This window comes from Streptomyces sp. NPDC060209 (assembly GCF_042728155.1).
Taxonomy (GTDB): domain Bacteria; phylum Actinomycetota; class Actinomycetes; order Streptomycetales; family Streptomycetaceae; genus Streptomyces.
Genome location: NZ_JBHWZS010000561.1, coordinates 1 through 1,786 on the forward strand (window position 1 = coordinate 1; position 1,786 = coordinate 1,786).

At 71.4% G+C, this 1,786-nt stretch carries 2 protein-coding genes; both read right to left on the minus strand.

Annotation, left to right across the window (positions count from 1 at the left end; genetic code table 11):
- Positions 1 to 42: 42 nt before the first annotated feature.
- The gene (locus tag ACFWFI_RS42570) at positions 43 to 489 is read right to left on the minus strand and encodes a heat shock protein transcriptional repressor HspR (protein ID WP_014155378.1); all 447 of its coding nucleotides are present in this window, start codon (positions 487 to 489) and stop codon (positions 43 to 45) included.
- Position 490: 1 nt separating this feature from the next.
- The gene (dnaJ, locus tag ACFWFI_RS42575) at positions 491 to 1,684 is read right to left on the minus strand and encodes a molecular chaperone DnaJ (RefSeq protein ID WP_387401315.1); all 1,194 of its coding nucleotides are present in this window, start codon (positions 1,682 to 1,684) and stop codon (positions 491 to 493) included.
- Positions 1,685 to 1,786 lie beyond the last annotated feature (102 nt).

Below are 1,786 nucleotides of genomic sequence, written 5' to 3' on the forward strand. Positions count from 1 at the left end.
CCGCCGAGTCGTGAGACTCGGGGCGGGCCCTTTCCTGCCGGCTCAGTCCTTCGGCCGCTTGGGCCGCCAGACCACCAGCGCGCTCGTCTGCTGCACGTCCTGGTACGGCACCAGATCACGCCGGTAGGAGGCGTGCACCTGGGCCTCACGCTGCTGCATGGCCACGGCCGCGCCGTCCACCGCAGCCGAGAGCTCGGCGACGCGCTGCTGGAGCGCGGCGACCTGGTTCTCCAGCTCGATGATGCGCTTGATGCCCGCGAGGTTGATGCCTTCGTCCTGCGACAACTGCTGCACGGTGCGCAGCAGTTCGATGTCACGGGCCGAATAGCGCCGGCCGCGCCCGGCCGTCCGGTCGGGCGAGACCAGGCCGAGACGGTCGTACTGGCGCAGTGTCTGCGGGTGCAGGCCCGAGAGCTGGGCCGCGATCGAGATCACGTAGACCGGTGATTCGTCGGTCAGCTGGTACGGATTGCGTCGACGGCCGTCCATCTCAAGCTCCCTTCGCAGCCTGGAACAGCTCCGCCCGCGGGTCCTCCCCCGCGGTCGCCTTCCGGTAGGCCTCCAGCGCGTCCTGAGCGTCCGCGCCGAGGTCCGTGGGTACGGAGACCTCGACGGTGACCAGGAGGTCGCCCCGGGTGCCGTCCTTGCGTACGGCGCCCTTCCCCCGGGCCCGCATCGTACGTCCGTTGGGCGTGCCCGCCGGGAGTTTCAGGGTGACCGGAGGTCCGCCGAGCGTGGGGACCTTCACCTCGCCGCCGAGCGCCGCCTCCGGGAAGGTGACGGGCACGGTGACGGTGAGGTTGTCGCCCTTGCGGCCGAAGACCGGGTGGGCGTCGACGTGGACGACGACGTAGAGGTCGCCGGCCGGGCCGCCGCGTTCGCCCGGGCTGCCCTTGCCGCGCAGCCGGATCCGCTGACCGTCCAGCACCCCCGCGGGGATGCGGACCTGCATCGTGCGGGCGGACTTCGCCCGGCCGCTGCCCTTGCAGACGTCGCAGGGGTCCTGGGCGATGAGGCCCCGGCCCTTGCAGTCCACACAGGGATCGGTCAGTGAGAAGCCGCCGCCTGTGCCTCGCGACACCTGGCCGGTGCCGACGCACGTCGGACAGACCCTCGGGGTGCCGTTCTTGTCGCCGGTTCCCGAACACGCCTTGCAGGGAGCCTGGCTGGACATCCGCAGCGGGACCGTGGCCCCGTCGACCGCCTCGGTGAAGCTGAGCGTCACCTCGGACTCGATGTCCTGGCCGCGCCGCGGCTGGACACGTGTGCCCGCACCGCCGCGGTTGAACAGTCCGCCGAAGACATCGCCCAGACCGCCACCGCCGCCACCGCCGAACCCACCGGCGCCGGCGCCCTGGCCACCACCCGGTGCGCCTCCGAAGAGGTCGCCCAGGTCGAAGTTGAAGTTGCCGCCCGCACCGCCGGGACCCGCCCGGAAGCCTCCGTTGCCGAAGAGGGCACGCGCCTCGTCGTACTCCTTGCGCTTCTTGGGGTCACCGAGGATGTCGTTCGCCTCGGAGATCTCCTTGAAGCGCTCCTCGGCCTTGGCGTCACCCTTGTTGGCGTCCGGGTGGTACTCGCGGGCGAGCTTCCGGTACGCCTTCTTGACCTCGGCGTCGGTGGCGTCCTTGGGGACGCCGAGGACCTTGTAGTAGTCCTTCTCGACGAAGTCCTTCGTGCTCATCGACGTCCCTCCTTCCGGACGATCGGCCGTGGGGGGGGGCCGCGGGGCCGGCCCCCCCCCCCCCCCGCGCGGCCACCCGAAGCGGAGGGCGAGGAAAAAACA